Genomic DNA, 16,025 nt, shown 5'->3' with positions numbered 1-16,025 from the left:
TGGCTATAGAGCCAATTACGTTGGGTATATGCTTTCGTCAAAACAACACCGCCAGCATGATGCTGACGGTGTTAGTAGTTTTTACGCTGTAAGACGAGAGGCGTCTTGAGCGATGACCAACTCTTCGTTGGTCGGAATAATCAGGGCTGGACGAGTGCCATCTTTAGCAATGTTTCCTGATTTGCCAAAGCGGGCCGCAAGGTTACGCTCGTGGTCAATGTCAAAGCCTAACAGGCCTAATTTAGCCAGGCTCAGTTCGCGAACCATGGCCGCGTTCTCACCGATACCGCCGGTGAACACTACCGCATCAAGACGCCCGTTCATCAGCGCCGTGTAAGAACCGATGTATTTCGCTAAGCGGTGGCAGAACACATCCATTGCGCGTTTGGCATCTTCTTTTTGTGCATAGTTATCTTCAACGTAACGGCAGTCGCTGGTGACTTCAGTCAAACCTAGCAGACCAGATTCTTTGTTCAGCATCTTGTTGATTTGTTCCATGCTCAGACCCATCACGTCGTACAGATGGAAAATGATAGCAGGATCGATATCACCACTGCGGGTACCCATAACCAGACCTTCCAGCGGAGTCAGACCCATAGAAGTATCAACGCATTTACCGTTACGAATAGCAGCAACTGAACCACCGTTGCCTAAGTGGCAGGTAATGATGTTCAGTTCTTCTACCGGCTTGTTCAGCATTTTAGCCGCTTCGTTGCTGACGTAGAAATGGCTGGTGCCGTGGAAACCGTAACGGCGAATACCGTGCTTTTTATACAGATTGTACGGTAGAGCATAAAGATAGGATTCTTCAGGCATGGTTTGATGGAAAGCGGTATCAAAAACGGCCACGTTTTTATTTTTCAGCGAAGGGAACGCTTTGAACGCTTCATCAATACCGATCAGGCCGGCCGGGTTATGCAGTGGTGCAAACGGAGAGGCGGCTTGAATACCTTTTAAAACATCATCATTGATAATGACTGACTGAGTGAATTGCTCGCCACCGTGTACAATGCGGTGGCCGATAGCGGTAAGGCTGTTTGACAGTTCAGGTTTTTGGGCCAGAATAGTATTAACGATGAAATTCAGAGCCTGACTGTGTGCAGCGCCGTCTCCAAGTGCTTCTTCGTGTTTGCCTCCGTCCATTTTCCATTTAATACGGGCTTCAGGCAGATTGAAACACTCGGCTAAACCAGAAAGGTGTTCATCTCCATTGGCAGCATCAATGATGGCGAATTTCAGAGAAGAACTACCGCAGTTAAGAACCAGAACTAGCTTACTCGACATAAGAAGTACCTATTTAATTTATTCATAATTGAAAAAGCGTAAAGTAGGGTAAGCGTAACATAAGTATCAGGAGGGGATTTATGACGTACATCACCCTTACTAATGACTATAAGTTGCGCACCCGCGTATCGATCTTTATTGTACACAATTTGCCTAAAAGTGGCTTATTGGTATCATTTTATACACAGCAAACACTCAGCCGTAGGGACGGTGCTAGAATACTGCCTGACCCGGTAAAAATAAAACTAAAATACAAAATAAATTGATATTTATTAAACTACATCAAGTTTCTTGTGCGTTTATTTTAAATTTTACTAATTTTTTTGAATTCGTATTGTACTACCGATCGATTCGGCATACACATATTCGATTATTCTGTAACAAAGGCGGCAAATAAAATGCTACGTTCATCAGGTCCGATTCGCTGGGTTCAGATATTTCAATGCGGACAAAACTATATGAAAACATGGCCAAACGATAAGCGTTTAGCCGTGATTTTTCCTGAGAACCGCATCACCCGCGTTACCCGTTTCGGCGTGCGCTTTATGCCACCTATAGCTATTTTTACTCTGGCATGGCAGGTTGCAATGAGTGGTCAGCTTGGTCCGGCGATTACCACCGCCATGATTGCCTGTAGTTTGCCGATGCAAGGGTTATGGTGGTTAGGAAATCGTGCTGTGTCTAAGCTGCCGCCGTCATTAAATCAATGGTTTCAGGATATCAGGGGAAAATTGTCTGAGGCTGGGCAGGTCATGGCACCGTTAGAGCAGGAACCTACCTACCAGAATTTGGCCGATCTACTGGACCGTGCGTTTAAGCAGTTAGATAAAACTTTTTTAGATGAGCTATAGGCTGCGTGGCCGGTCGCGTTTTTGTTTGTAACCGCTAATGAGTGGCTGTCTGAGCCTCAGTTCAGATGGCTACTACTATTTCTGTTTAATTACCTGCCATTAACTCCAGATAGAGAAAAATTTCGACGAATCAGTACCACTCTATTGCGCAATATGACATCCTCTAGGCATGGGTGATAACCTTTTATTTCTGTCATTCGTCAAGCTTCCGGTGTCATTGGTCGCGCGCTATTCGGCTTATCCAGTCGGCGCCAAGCAACTCGGCTTAATTAAGGTATATTCACATAAAGATTTGCTTTTATTTTTAAATCTCAGGAGTTGTTATCGTGGAAATGACTAATGCTCAACGGTTAATTCTTTCAAACCAGTACAAAATGATGACGATGTTAGATCCGGAAAACGGCGAGCGCTATCGTCGTTTACAGACCATTGTTGAACGCGGCTTTGGTTTGCAGATGAATGAATTAGAACGTGAATTTGGTGAACTTACGGAAGAGACTTGCCGTACCATTATTAATATTATGGAAATGTATCATGCTTTGGGCGTTTCGCTGGAAAACCTACGGGATAACCTGAAGGACAAGGCAGAAATTGACGAGCGTCGTACTCATTTTCTCGGCTTTGATGCCGCGACTGAAGCCCGCTATTTAAGCTATGTGCGTTTTCTGGTGAATACGGAAGGGCGCTATACCCACTTTGATTCCGGTACTCACGGTTTTAACTCCCAGACTAAAATGTGGGAAAAATATCAGCGCATGCTGGCGATCTGGCAGTCTTGCCCGCGTCAGTATCACCTGTGCGCGATTGAGATTTCCCAAATCATTAATGCCTGATATCCGGTCTCTGACAGTTTGCTGATAGCGGATCGTCAGGCCTGTTTTTTTTGATTTTTCTTTGTTTATGAGAGAGCTAAATTGAATTGTAAAGGTTTCTTATTCGATCTGGATGGCACGTTGGTTAGTTCTTTAGCCGTAGTTGAGCGAGCATGGCTGGACTTTGGCAAGCGCTTAAACGTGAATCCGCAGGATGTTTTAAATTTTATTCACGGTAAGCAGGCGATTACCTCCTTGCGTCACTTTATGGCCGGTCAAAGTGAAGAGGTAATTCAGCAAGAGTTTAAACGGCTGGAACAGATTGAAGCGAGCGATACTGAAGGCGTTGTTGCTTTACCCGGCGCGATTGAGCTATTAAACCGTTTGAATACGCTGGGCGTACCTTGGGCGATAGTGACTTCAGGGACTATTCCGATTGCCCATGCCCGCTGTAAGGCCGCAGGCATTCCTTTTCCTGACGTTTTTGTCACCGCCGAGATGGTTGCCCGCGGTAAACCGGAGCCGGACGCTTATCTGATAGGCGCAGAGCGTTTAGGCTTTTTACCGGCCGAATGCATCGTTGTTGAAGATGCGGCTGCCGGTATTGCTTCCGGGCTGGCTGCTGGCTGTCTGGTGATTGCCGTTGCCCCGGAAAAAACGCCTGATTTAACGCGCGTTGATAAAGTTTTAGACTCCCTAGAACACATGGTTGTTGAATATGCCGATGGCATTGCCAGCGTGAAGTTTGGGTAAGCTTTATGAATCGAGTGGTTTAATGTTTGGGAGGCGTAGGCTTCGTTCGCTCCCATTCTGAAATCGCTTTTTACGTGGAGTTACAGCCTTGCCGTAACTCCTCTTGGTAGCTTCTAATTGTAACTTCTCACCGTAGCTCCTCACTGCAACCCCACGTAATTTAGATATACATAATTCAGACATATTTTCTTCATAAAATTGAAATCTGGCGTAGGTAATATTTCCCCTGAAAAAATCAAAACATCAGGAGAGATGTATGAAAGCACGCTGGTTACTTCCTATCACTTTTGCGCTAACGCCGGTATTTTTTACCGGTTCAGCCTTCGCACAAACTATCTATCCCATCGATCGCGCGACGATGCTAACGGGCGGGAAATTTGACTTCAAGGTGGAGTTTGATGAAGTCGTTAACCCTGACGGCATTAAAATCTTAGTGAATGGAGCAGATTACAAGCAGGTCTGGAACCAGACCGAAGAGTTTATTAAGAATGAAGATGGTAAGAACGTCTCTGCTCTGGTAGTAAAAAATGTTGATTTAACCGCGCCCGGTGAATACAAAATCGAAGTAAGTTCTGGTGATAACAAGAGTTCAGTGAACTGGAACGTTTACCAAACGCCGGAGAAACGGCAGGCAAAAAACGTCATTCTATTTATTGGCGATGGTTTATCCGTTGCGCACCGGACAGGGGCGCGGATTCTCTCTAAGGGGATTACTGAAGGGAAGGCCAACGGGCGTTTAGCCATAGATGATTTACCCAACATGGCCTTTATTGGTACATCAAGCACGGACTCTATTGCCGCAGACAGTGCCAATACGATGAGCGCTTACATGACCGGGCATAAGTCTGGAGTCAATGCGCTGGGCGTTTACGTTAGCCGGGCGGAAAATTCGCTGAACCACCCTAAGCAGGAAACCTTAGGTGAGTTAATTAAGCGCACCACGAAAATGTCAGTCGGTATTGTCAGCGATGCAGAGTTAGAAGATGCAACGCCAGCGGCGGTGGTTTCCCATACTCGCAGAAGAGCCGACAAAGCCGAAATTGTCGGTATGCTTTACGATGTCAAACCCGATGTGATATTGGGCGGGGGATCGGCCTATTTCTTACCGTCAACCACGCCGGGTTCTAAGCGTAAAGACGACATCAACTATATTAAACGCTTCCAGCAAGACGGCTATCAATTGGTCACCGATGCAACGTCGCTAAAACGTGACGGCGCGAAGGCTGACAAACTGCTAGGGCTATTTCACACCGGCAATATGGATGATGTGTTAGATCGTCGTTTTCTTAACAATGATGTGGCTAAAAAGTTTCCCGATCAGCCTGACTTGACCGAAATGACTCAAACCGCGCTGGACGTTCTGGCGAAGAATGACAATGGATTCTTTTTGATGGTTGAATCTGCACTGATTGATAAAACTTCCCATCCGCTCGACTGGGAGCGGGCCATCTACAATACCATCATGTTGGATCGGTCAGTGGCTATCGCGAAAAAATTCGCTGAAACTCACCCTGATACCATGATCATTGTGACCGGCGATCATACTCACGGCATTTCGATTATCGGTACGGTTGATGACAACAAGCCAGGAACCGATATGCGAGAAAAAGTTGGCGTGTATGAAACGGCCGGTTACCCGAACTATCAGGACGCTAACGCAGATGGCTATCCGGATAAAGTGGATGTCACTAAACGGCTCGCCGTGTTCTTCAATAATTTCCCTGACTACTATGAAACCTTTCGGCCGAAGCTGGAAGGCCGGTTTGTCCCTGCCATTCAGAATGAGAAAGGCCAATATATTGCCAATGCGGCTTATAAAGATATTCCGGGTGCCGTACTACGCACTGGAAATCTCCCTCGCAGTGCGGATACCGGCGTTCATTCGGTTGATGACATGGTAGTACAGGCTTCAGGCCCCGGCTCTGAACGTATTCGTGGCTATATGGACAATACGGAAATATTTCGGGTAATTGCGGACGCCCTGTCTCTGGGGCACGGCAACCGCCAAGGCTGACCGATGATAATGGCTTACCTTAATCAGAGCTGGAGATTTTCCGGCTCTCTCTATCGTTCTCTCTTTTCGTCGATGCTACTGGCTTTCTTCCTGTGGCTAGTGCCTGCCCAAGGGCAAGCATTGCCCAGCCTGACGTTCGATCGGTTCTATAGCCACGTTGGCGTTCTAGGCCTGACTTTTTCAGACGAGGTTAAAAAACTGGCCGGTAGTGAAGTTGAAATTAAGGGATTTATGGCACCGCCGTTAAAAGCGGAATCTCAGTTCTTTGTATTAACTAAAATGCCAATGGCGATCTGTCCCTTTTGCTCTTCTGACGCTGACTGGCCCGAGGATATCTTAGTGATCTATTTATCTGAACGTCAGACCTTTGTGCAAAACAACAGCATGATACGGGTGAAAGGAACGCTGGAATATGGTTCGTGGCGAGATCCTGAAACCGGCTTTATCAGCCAGCTACGTTTACGTAATGCTGAATTCAGCTCGCTATAATCCGGGAGGATAGAATGTCTGAACTGTTTATCAATCATCTGAGCGTCCGGTTCAATGGAACGCCAGAGCCGATACTGGAAATTCCCGATCTGGTGATTCGTTCCGGTTTGCAGGTTGCGGTTAGCGGTGTTTCTGGCAGTGGAAAAACCACGTTAGTTAATGCCATCAGCGGGTTGGAACGCTGCGCACGCGGGCAGGTCTTCTGGGACGGTATTGATATTGGCGCTTATTCTGAGTCTAAGTTGGATCGCTGGCGGGCCACTAACGTTGGGTTAGTGATGCAAGATTTCCATCTTTATCCCGGCCTGAGTGCGTTGGATAACGTTTTACTTCCGCTAAAATTTTATCACTGGCGTTTACCCGCAGCGTTAAAAATAAAGGCGAAGGCGCTACTCGCCAGATTGGGCGTTGAGCATAACGGTACTTCAGTTGATTTACTCTCCAGAGGTGAGAAACAGCGCGTCGCCATTGCCCGGGCGTTGTTGCAGTCTCCACCCATTATTATTGCCGATGAGCCGACCGCCAGCCTTGATGCCGAGAATGGCATGCAGGTGATTAAGCTTCTTACTCGTCTGGCATCTGAATCCAAAGCGACGCTGATTTGTATTACTCATGATTTACGGTTATCTCAGACCGTGCGTCGTCATATTTTGCTGGATGCCGGTCGCCCGATTCAGGATTCAACCGTAGGAAAACGACTATGATCCCGTTGAAAATCATTTACGCTGACTTTAGGCGATTATGGGGCGGCGCGGTGGTATTAGTCCTGCTAATCGCCGCCGCAGTGGCCTTTAGTATGGTCATCAATTTGCAGGAACGGGCACTGCGTGAAGGAAGTGCCCGAGCCGCCGATCGTTTTGATTTGATTATTGGCGCTGCCGGAAGCGAAACCCAACTGGTACTGTCAACGGTATTTCTCCAGCCATCCGCTTTACCATTGCTGTCAGGCAAGTATCTTACGGCGCTTAAACGTCATCCTTTGGTCGAGCGCGCTGCGCCTATTGCGTTGGGCGATAGCTATATGGGGATGCCGGTTATCGGGGTTGATAACCATCTTATTGGACAACAGGCTGTCACCGGTTCCGGCGTTTTTAACCGGCGACAGGATGCGATTGTCGGTGCCTCAACCGGCTTATCCATCGGCGATAAAGTGGTACCGGTACACGGTCAGATCGGTATGGAGGGTGCCCATCAGCATGAACATGCGTCCTACACTGTGACCGGTATTCTATCGGCCACCAACGACGCGTGGGATAAAGCAATATTGGTTCCGATTGAAGCCGTGTGGGAATTACATCACCAAGAGGCGCAGGGCGAAAATATGCCCGGGGTGTCGGCGGTGGTGGTTAAGCCCAAAACGATTGCCGGAGCCTATCAGTTAAGATCTCAATATCGGGGCGGTGAAACTCAGGCAGTCTTCCCGGCCGAAATACTGACCCGTTTGTACAGTACGCTGGGAGATGCGCGTCAGGTGATTTCATCGATAGCCATTGGAGCCCAAATTCTGGTGGTTATTGCTATGCTGCTGGTGGTGGTTATTCATCTTGAACAACGCAAACGTCAGTTGGGAGCGCTGAGAGCCTTTGGCGCGCCGCGCCGTGGTATTGTCGGTTTAGTCTGGATTGGGCTGATGTCTATGGTCACCAGTGGCATCATTCTCGGGGTCGGAACCGGATATTTAGCCGCGTTATGGATATCTTCTCGCGTCTCGATGCTTTATGGCATGAAGTTACCGGTGACCCTGACCGGCAGCGATGGATTATTCATTCTGTCGCTCTGGTGTATTTTAGGTTTGATCCTACTGATTCCGGCGTTGACGACCTACCGTTATTCGCCAGCTCAGGCATTAAGAGCGCAGAACTGATACATCCGGATAACCTTCAGAACGATATGCTCATAGCTTCTGAAGGTATCTCTTGCGAGGGGTTACATCTGACTATCTTGACTAATTTCATCTAGCGAGAGGCTGAAGCTCGGGACAAATACCTTAATAAAATAGTCCATTTCCGGGCTGGCTCTGAGCTTTAGAGTTTTTTCCAGCCGCTTTTTAGCCAGCTTAAATTCGTTGTTTCCGGCTGACAGCTCTTCCAGACTTTTCAGATAGGCGCACAACGCGTCAGCCTGTTTGACCACCAGTTTTTCATCTTCAGTGTAATAGCTATCATCCAGAATATGGCGGAAGTCCTCCTGAATTTCTTCAGGCAGCATTTCAATCAGCTTTTGTTGTGCGACTTTTTCAATTTTTTTATATTCGTGGGCAATCTGGGGGTTGTAGTACTTGATAGGCGTGGGCAGATCGCCGGTGAGCACTTCGCTGGCATCGTGGTACATCGCCAGCAGGGCGACCCTGTCTTGATTGACGTTGCCGTTAAATTTCCGGTTTTTAATCACCGCCAGCGCATGCGCAACGAAGGCGACCTGAAGGCTATGCTCTGAGACATTTTCAGTACGGACATTACGCATCAGAGGCCAGCGGCTAATTAGCTTTAGTCGTGATAAATAGGCAAAAAAGTGGCTTTGGTTCTGGCTCATAATGACCTCGATGGAGCAAACAACAAAAAGAAGGCTTGATTGTGGGGAGTTATGGCGCGAAGTGCAAATTGAAAGTGGGAATTTATTCATCCGATAATAATGGCGGTGAAGCTATCACCGCCATATGCATGAACCGTGGCGCTATTGACTATAGGTTTCTAAGAACTTACCAAACTTGCCGATAGCGGTTTCCAGTTCGGCAACGTGCGGTAGCGTGACAATTCGGACGTGATCCGGATAAGGCCAGTTAAAGCCAGAACCCTGCACGAGCAAAACTTTTTGCTGTAATAACAGGTCAAGCACCATCTTCTGGTCATTCTGGATATTAAACTTCTTCGCATCAATCTTCGGGAACATATACAGCGCACCGCGCGGCTTCACGCAGGATACACCCGGTATATCATTGATCAGTTCCCACGCACGATTACGCTGTTCATACAGGCGGCCGCCCGGTTGAATAAATTCACTGATGCTTTGGTACCCGCCCAGCGCCGTTTGAATAGCATGCTGCATTGGTACGTTGGCACACAGGCGCATCGACGCCAGCATTTCGAGACCTTCAATATAGCCTTTTGCATGCTTTTTCGGGCCGCTTAACACCATCCAGCCTTGGCGGAAGCCAGCAACCCGATAGGTTTTAGACAGGCCGTTAAAGGTAATGGTTAAAACGTCCGGAGCCAGCGCGGCAATCGGGTGATGCTGAGCGTCGTCATAAAGAATTTTATCGTATATCTCATCGGAAAAAATAATCAGATTATGTTCTCTGGCGAGCTCAACGATTTCCATCAGTAGTTCTTTGCTGTAAACCGCGCCCGTAGGGTTGTTTGGATTAATCACCACAATGCCGCGGGTACGTGGGGTAATCTTTTTGCGGATATCGTCGATATCCGGAAACCAGTCGGCTTCTTCGTCGCACATGTAGTGAACGGCATTGCCACCGGAAAGCGAAACTGCGGCGGTCCAAAGCGGATAGTCGGGAGCCGGGATCAGCATTTCATCGCCAATATTTAGCAGAGCCTGCATCGCCTGCACGATTAATTCGGACACACCGTTGCCGATATAAATATCCTCAACGGTAATGTCCATAATTCCCTGAGCCTGATAGTGTTGCATAATGGCTTTGCGGGCGGAGTATAAACCTTTAGAGTCGCAGTAACCCTGAGCGGTAGGCAGATTACGGATCACGTCGACCAAAATTTCATCGGGAGCTTCAAAGCCGAAAGGGGCGGGGTTACCGATATTCAGCTTAAGAACCTTATTGCCTTCTTCTTCCAGGCGCTTAGCTTCTTTTAGGACCGGTCCGCGAATGTCATAGCAAACGTTGTCCAGCTTTCTGGATTTCTCGATGGCTTTATTATTACCAACTGCGGGTGACTCTTTGCCGCCGGTTTGAATGATTTTAGGCGCCGTCAGGCTGTGCTCGGCGGCATCCAGCATGGCGGTTACCATCGGGTTATCGCTTTTAGATTCAGTTTGGTTTTCTTCTGACGCGACGATAATGCCAGTACTGTCGGATAATAACCGTAGGGTGGCACCGGAAGCGAAGGCTGGTGCGGCGTCTAATAGCTCTTTCTTTAAACGTAGTGCCTGAGAGTTACCGCTTTTAAACGATGCAAGGTCTATCCATTCGTTTGAGATCGTCATACTACGCTTCCTTATTTTTGTATATACCATTGTATATGGTGAATATTACATTCGGATATACGCCTTTACAAGTGGATGATGGATATTTCCTCAATAAAAATATTATTTGGCGTTTTATCGGGGTAAATAGGGATATGTATATACAGAAGGGCTGAAAAGTAAAAAAAGCAGCGTTTCCGCTGCTTTTTACCATCAAATAAGGCTTTTTGCTGGGCTATTGATTTTCCAGCACCGGCTTTTTAGACGCCGGAATCAGGAACGACAGCGCCATAATAATTGCCGTCGGCAGCACCCACGCCATTCCCTGATCGGCCAAAGGCATATACGTGGTTTGGGCATCAAGCAGGTATTTAATCCATCCTACGTTTTTCAACGCTTCAATGCCACGAATGCCGTCTAGCAGGCTGAAAATCAGCGCGACAAACATAACGGTACGAAACGCGTACTTAGGGTTTGGCAACCAACGACGAATGAAGGTGAGGGCTACTAACGCAATAGTCAGCGGGTATAGCGCTAATAAAACCGGTACTGACAGGGCTATCAGCTGGCTTAAACCAACGTTAGCCACCGTAGCGCAGATAATACAAAGCAGAATCACCCACTGGCGATAGCGTAATGGCGTTAGCGTTGAGAAGTAATCAGCGCAGGCGCTTACTAGTCCTACCGCCGTAGTTAAACAGGCCAGCATAACAACCCACGACAGAATCCATTGCCCCGGTTGCCCGAAAAGCGCCTGAACGTAAGCCGCCAGAACTACTCCGCCGTTAGCGGCGTCTGGTGCAACCGTTGACGATGTTGCTCCCAGCCAGAAGAGGGATATGTAGACAAAGGCTAATCCTGCTGCGGCAATGAAACCGGCGATCACTAAATATTTGTAGGTAGCGCTTTGTTCGGTAACGCCTTTACCGCGAAGTACGTCAACTAACAGCATGCCAAACATCAGTGCGGCGAAGGTATCCATGGTGTTATAGCCACCGATAAAACCTTTGCTGAATGCCGTGTCTTTATAGCTTTCCACTGGGGCAATAATATCACCCTGTGGTGCGACAGCCACGCCGACTGCCAGACAAATAAGCAGTAAAAATAGCGCAGGAGTGAGTATTTTTCCGATGTTATCAATCAGCTTTCCCCGGCTCCATGAAAACATCAGCGTCACAACAAAGAACAGCGTCGTAATGATAGCCTGAGTTCGGTCCAGCGTAACGTTTAGCGCCGATATATAGAATTGGCTGTCGGCAATATTGTAGCTGCCTAATAGCGGCTTGATGGCCATTTCATAAGCGACCAGGCCGGTTCGCGGCGTGGCAAATGCCGGGCCGATGATAATAAACAGTAATATGGCAGCGAAGGTTCCGGTACCTTTCGGCAGATCGGTGGTCATCGCGGGTAAACCACCGCCAACCCGGGCCACGGCAATAATAGAAACCAGAGGGAGACCTACGGCAGTCATTAAAAACCCGAGCATGGCGTATAACACATTGCTACCGGCTAGCTGGCCTTCTAACGGGGGAAAAATAATATTTCCTGCACCCAAAAAGAAGGCGAAAGTCATTAGACCTAAGCCGATGGTATCGGCCAGGCTTAAACGCTGATTCATGATTTTTCCTTTATTTTTCAACCAAAAACGCCATATTTACTACGCCAAAGCTGAGCGTAAGTGACGAGTATGGGACTGAATTATTCATTTTTATGGCAATAAGCGCTTCATATGGCATTCAACGTTAGATGCTAAGAGTAAAATTGGTTTTTATCTCAATGATTGATGAAAAAACCATGCTATTGCCTGTCACGGTGGATACTCCTTGATTGATAAAGTTAACGCAATAGATTTAGCATAAAATATGTAATTATTCGGGTGTGATGCGATTTTTGTGAATTATATGACTGTATTTAACTTATTTAATGGATGTTAAAACCATAAAGTATCATTAAGCCCATTATTGATCGTTGAGCCGGATAAGGTTATTCATTGGTTTATACGCATTTTTACCGATGATTGTTTAGTATTTAGCCGGATAAATCAGGTGAAGTAACTCATTATGGTTAATCTATTCAAAGAATGTTTGTATTACCGGTTATTCCTACGGTCATGGCCGCAATAATCAACGTAGCGATGAGCTTTGTCGATTTGGGCTGGCCTAACGCTTTAATGTTATCGTAATGTATTAGAAAGGTGGCTAATCGCCGCCTTTCTTTATGCTAAAATTTTTTTCGATCGTTGGTCGTTTAGCTATGCGAACAGCACATCACCGTCTATGCTTAAAAAGATGCAGTGACACACAAAACCAATGACTGAGAAATTTATGTATTTATCTATTTTTATGTAAGAAATGTTTATTCCTGTGCTCTGCCTCAAAGAAAAAAACCTGTTACAGAGGTGATAAAAATATCTATTTCTGTCAAAATAGCGGGCTGGTTGAGTCGCTCTATTTATTTTGCTGACTCGATTTAGTTGGTAGCAGAGGTTATTGAGTTCTTTTTGTGACTTGTATTGATAAATGTTTTGTCGACGTTGACAAAATGTTACCTAAAAGAGTAGGGCGCCACACTAATCATTGCATAAGATAATGAACCGCTTTTGGGTATGGACGTTTTTTTCCCTTTAATCGACATAGTCATCGGATTGGCTAAGCAAAGTAATCCGGTAAATACTATTTTTAAGAGTAGTAAGAGCATATGCCTACAAGTACTGAAGTTGCTGCCCATCATTGGGCTTTTGCCGTATTCCTTGTCGTAGCGCTGGGCCTGTGTGCCTTAATGTTGGTTGGTGCGTACTTCCTCGGTGGACGTGCCAGGGCAAGAACCAAGAATACGCCTTATGAATCGGGTATTGATGCGGTAGGGTCAGCGCGACTGCGCCTTTCTGCTAAATTCTATCTGGTTGCCATGTTTTTCGTCATCTTCGATGTTGAAGCCCTCTATCTGTTTGCATGGTCGGTCTCCGTTCGTGAAAGCGGCTGGATTGGCTTTATCGAAGCTGCCATTTTCATTTTTGTTCTTTTAGCCGGACTGTTTTATTTAGTGCGCATTGGTGCACTTGACTGGACGCCTCAGCGCTCCAAACGCCAGCTAAAAAACACAAATAATACTCCTAGCAATTTTCAGTAACAGCGAGGCTTGAAGATGAAATATACGCTCACTCGCGTAGATATTGACGGTGAAAACGATCGTTATCCGCTCCAAAAGCAGGAAATCGTCGCCGATCCTCTAGAGCAAGATGTCCATAAAGGTATCTATATGGGCAAGCTCGACACCGCCCTGAACGATGTCGTTAACTGGGGGCGTAAAAACTCTCTTTGGCCTTTCAACTTTGGCCTCTCTTGTTGTTACGTTGAAATGGTAACGTCGTTTACCGCCGTTCACGATATTTCACGCTTTGGTGCCGAAGTGCTGCGTGCTTCTCCGCGTCAGGCCGACTTCATGGTGGTTGCCGGTACCTGTTTTGTCAAAATGGCACCGGTAATCCAGCGTTTATATGAGCAAATGCTTGAGCCTAAGTGGGTTATCTCAATGGGCGCCTGTGCAAACTCGGGCGGCATGTACGATATTTATTCCGTGGTTCAGGGCGTTGATAAATTTTTACCGGTTGACGTTTATATTCCCGGCTGTCCGCCTCGCCCTGAAGCCTACATGCAAGCGCTATTATTATTACAAGAATCGATTGGTAAAGAGCGTCGTCCGCTTTCATGGGTTGTGGGTGAGCAGGGCGTGTATCGCGCAGATATGCAGTCAGAAAAAGAGCGCAAGCGCGGTGAGCGTATTGCGGTAACTAATCTGCGTACGCCAGACGAAATTTAACTATTGAAGCAACACCCGAATTTATTTTGAGTAATGAGCGGCGAAAACAATATGACAGATCCAATGACGCAAGAGCTCGCCCAACCTGCGTGGGGAACCCGGGATCATCTTGATGATCCGGTAATCGGTGAACTGCGCAATCGTTTTGGGCCAGATGCCTTTACCGTTCAGCCTACCCGTACCGGTATTCCGGTGGTGTGGGTGAAGCGTGAGCAACTTTTAGAAATCCTGACCTTTTTACGCAAACAGCCTAAGCCTTACGTCATGCTGTTTGACTTACACGGCGTTGATGAGCGTTTACGTACCCACCGCAACGGTTTACCGGCGGCGGATTTTTCCGTTTTCTACCACCTGATTTCAATCGAGCGCAACAAAGACATTATGTTGAAAGTGGCGCTGGCAGAAAACGATCTTCACGTACCGACCGTCACCAAACTGTTCCCGAACGCTAACTGGTATGAGCGTGAAACGTGGGAAATGTTTGGCATCACTATCGATGGCCACCCGAACCTGCGCCGCATCATGATGCCGGACAGCTGGGAAGGGCACCCGCTGCGTAAAGACTATCCTGCCCGTGCTACCGAGTTCGATCCCTTTGTATTGACCAAAGCCAAAGAAGATCTGGAAATGGAAGCCATGACCTTCAAGCCCGAAGAGTGGGGCATGAAGCGCGGCACCCAAAATGAAGACTTCATGTTCCTGAACCTGGGGCCTAACCATCCGTCTTCTCACGGTGCATTCCGTATCGTTTTGCAGCTGGATGGTGAAGAGATTATCGACTGCGTGCCGGATATCGGTTACCACCACCGCGGTGCCGAGAAAATGGGTGAGCGCCAGTCGTGGCACAGCTACATTCCGTTTACCGACCGTATCGAATACCTTGGCGGCTGCATTAACGAAATGCCTTATATATTAGCCGTTGAAAAACTGGCCGGTATTGAAGTTCCGGATCGCGTAAAAACGATCCGCGTGATGCTGTCTGAGCTATTTCGTATCAACAGTCACTTACTGTATATCTCTACCTATATTCAGGACGTCGGCGCCATGACGCCGGTATTCTACGCCTTTAGCGACCGCGCCCGTATTTATGACATTGTAGAAGCCATTACCGGTTTCCGTATGCATCCGGCCTGGTTCCGCATTGGCGGCGTTGCGCACGACCTGCCGAGAGGTTGGGACGGGCTATTGCGTGAGTTCTTAAACTGGATGCCAAAGCGTCTGGAGTCTTACGTTAAAGCCGCACTGAAAAATACCATTCTGAAAGGCCGTACCATCGGCGTTGCCCAGTACAGCGCAGAAGAAGCGCTGGCGTGGGGCGTAACCGGTGCTGGGCTACGCGCAACGGGTATCGATTTTGACATCCGTAAAGCTCGCCCTTATTCAGGCTACGAAAACTTTGACTTCGAAGTTCCGGTCAGCCATAACGGCGACAGCTATGACCGCGTGATGCTCAAGGTTGAAGAGCTGCGCCAGAGCTTGCGCATCTTACAGCAGTGTTTAGACAACATGCCTGAAGGGCCGTTTAAAGCCGATCATCCGCTTACTACGCCTCCGCCGAAAGAGCGCTCGTTACAGCACATTGAAACCCTGATTACCCACTTCCTACAGGTATCATGGGGTCCGATTATGCCGGCCAATGAGTCTTTCCAAATGGTGGAAGCAACCAAAGGGATCAATAGCTACTACTTAACCAGCGACGGCGGCACCATGAGCTACCGTACTCGGGTTCGTACGCCAAGCTATGCACACCTGCAGCAGATCCCGTCCGTCATTCGTGGCTGTTTAGTCTCAGACTTAATTGTCTATCTGGGCAGCATTGATTTTGTTATGTCAGACGTGGATCGCTAG

Annotated in this window: 14 protein-coding genes; 10 read left to right on the top strand and 4 right to left on the bottom strand. The window is 47.5% G+C overall.

Annotation, left to right across the window (positions count from 1 at the left end):
* Window positions 1–81 precede the first annotated feature (81 nt).
* Complete coding sequence (gene ackA / locus GVI43_RS01935) at window positions 82–1,284, bottom strand: acetate kinase (RefSeq protein WP_159564846.1); 1,203 nt, start codon at window positions 1,282–1,284, stop codon at window positions 82–84.
* Window positions 1,285–1,682: 398 nt separating this feature from the next.
* Here ackA and yfbV point away from each other — a divergent pair, with 398 nt between their 5' ends.
* The 7 genes from yfbV (at window position 1,683) to GVI43_RS01900 (ending at window position 8,067) form a co-directional block, all read left to right on the top strand.
* On the top strand, window positions 1,683–2,135 hold the full coding sequence (gene yfbV / locus GVI43_RS01930) for a terminus macrodomain insulation protein YfbV (RefSeq protein WP_159564844.1): 453 nt from the start codon (window positions 1,683–1,685) through the stop codon (window positions 2,133–2,135).
* Window positions 2,136–2,461: 326 nt separating this feature from the next.
* A complete protein-coding gene (locus tag GVI43_RS01925; RefSeq protein WP_159564842.1) occupies window positions 2,462–2,968 on the top strand; it encodes a YfbU family protein in 507 nt (168 codons plus the stop codon).
* 81 nt (window positions 2,969–3,049) lie between these two features.
* Window positions 3,050–3,700: a sugar phosphatase gene (locus GVI43_RS01920; RefSeq protein ID WP_159564840.1), complete on the top strand. Its 651-nt coding sequence runs from the start codon at window positions 3,050–3,052 to the stop codon at window positions 3,698–3,700.
* A 256-nt stretch (window positions 3,701–3,956) separates the two neighbouring features.
* Window positions 3,957–5,714, top strand: a complete 1,758-nt coding sequence (locus GVI43_RS01915; protein ID WP_159564838.1) for an alkaline phosphatase — start codon at window positions 3,957–3,959, stop codon at window positions 5,712–5,714.
* 9 nt (window positions 5,715–5,723) lie between these two features.
* Window positions 5,724–6,203, top strand: coding sequence for a hypothetical protein (locus GVI43_RS01910; protein ID WP_159564836.1), 480 nt, complete (start codon window positions 5,724–5,726; stop codon window positions 6,201–6,203).
* Window positions 6,204–6,217: 14 nt separating this feature from the next.
* A complete protein-coding gene (locus tag GVI43_RS01905) occupies window positions 6,218–6,907 on the top strand; it encodes an ABC transporter ATP-binding protein (protein ID WP_159564834.1) in 690 nt (229 codons plus the stop codon).
* A complete protein-coding gene (locus tag GVI43_RS01900; RefSeq protein ID WP_159564832.1) occupies window positions 6,904–8,067 on the top strand; it encodes an ABC transporter permease in 1,164 nt (387 codons plus the stop codon). The genes GVI43_RS01905 and GVI43_RS01900 overlap by 4 nt, the downstream gene beginning before the upstream one ends.
* A 62-nt stretch (window positions 8,068–8,129) precedes the next feature.
* Here the strand turns inward: GVI43_RS01900 and yfbR are convergent, their stop codons facing one another.
* From yfbR to brnQ, 3 genes are all read right to left on the bottom strand, one after another.
* A complete protein-coding gene (gene yfbR, locus GVI43_RS01895; RefSeq protein WP_159564830.1) occupies window positions 8,130–8,735 on the bottom strand; it encodes a 5'-deoxynucleotidase in 606 nt (201 codons plus the stop codon).
* Window positions 8,736–8,876: 141 nt separating this feature from the next.
* Window positions 8,877–10,379 carry a pyridoxal phosphate-dependent aminotransferase gene (locus tag GVI43_RS01890; protein ID WP_246201402.1) on the bottom strand — a complete coding sequence of 501 codons (1,503 nt, stop codon included), beginning with the start codon at window positions 10,377–10,379 and terminating at the stop codon, window positions 8,877–8,879.
* A 214-nt stretch (window positions 10,380–10,593) separates the two neighbouring features.
* Window positions 10,594–11,976, bottom strand: a complete 1,383-nt coding sequence (gene brnQ / locus GVI43_RS01885) for a branched-chain amino acid transport system II carrier protein (RefSeq protein ID WP_159564828.1) — start codon at window positions 11,974–11,976, stop codon at window positions 10,594–10,596.
* Window positions 11,977–13,055: 1,079 nt separating this feature from the next.
* Between brnQ and nuoA the strand changes: the two genes are divergently transcribed.
* The 3 genes from nuoA to nuoC are packed head-to-tail and all read left to right on the top strand — an operon-like array spanning window position 13,056 to window position 16,025.
* Window positions 13,056–13,487, top strand: a complete 432-nt coding sequence (nuoA, locus tag GVI43_RS01880; RefSeq protein ID WP_159564826.1) for an NADH-quinone oxidoreductase subunit NuoA — start codon at window positions 13,056–13,058, stop codon at window positions 13,485–13,487.
* Window positions 13,488–13,502: 15 nt separating this feature from the next.
* Window positions 13,503–14,177, top strand: coding sequence for a NuoB/complex I 20 kDa subunit family protein (locus GVI43_RS01875; RefSeq protein WP_159564824.1), 675 nt, complete (start codon window positions 13,503–13,505; stop codon window positions 14,175–14,177).
* 33 nt (window positions 14,178–14,210) lie between these two features.
* Complete coding sequence (nuoC, locus tag GVI43_RS01870) at window positions 14,211–16,025, top strand: NADH-quinone oxidoreductase subunit C/D (RefSeq protein WP_425482110.1); 1,815 nt, start codon at window positions 14,211–14,213, stop codon at window positions 16,023–16,025.

The sequence above is a fragment of the Budvicia diplopodorum genome (assembly GCF_009800925.1).
GTDB lineage: Bacteria > Pseudomonadota > Gammaproteobacteria > Enterobacterales > Enterobacteriaceae > Budvicia > Budvicia diplopodorum.
This window is presented reverse-complemented; position numbering and strand designations above follow the sequence as displayed.